Annotated in this window: 1 protein-coding gene; it reads left to right on the plus strand. The window is 48.2% G+C overall.

Annotated features, from left to right (window positions below; genetic code table 11):
- The coding region (locus tag FDX22_RS26280) for an acetolactate synthase small subunit (RefSeq protein WP_146718007.1) at positions 1 to 195 on the plus strand (195 nt) is incomplete at its 5' end.
- Positions 196 to 224: the final 29 nt, after the last annotated feature.

Consider the following 224-nt stretch of genomic DNA (forward strand, 5'->3'; position numbering starts at 1 on the left):
GCGTTCAACGTGGAAGGTATCCTCTGTCTACCGATTCAGGACAGTGATAAGAGCCGTATCTGGCTATTGGTGAATGATGACCAGCGTCTGGAGCAGATGATAAGCCAGATCGACAAACTGGAAGATGTGGTGAAAGTGGCCCGCAATCAGTCCGATCCGTCGATGTTTAACAAAATCACCGTGTTCTTTGAGTGATTCGCTCAAGGCTTGAACACCAAAGCACT

The organism is Citrobacter sp. TBCS-14, from assembly GCF_005280805.1.
In the GTDB taxonomy this organism is placed as follows: Bacteria; Pseudomonadota; Gammaproteobacteria; order Enterobacterales; family Enterobacteriaceae; genus Citrobacter; species Citrobacter gillenii.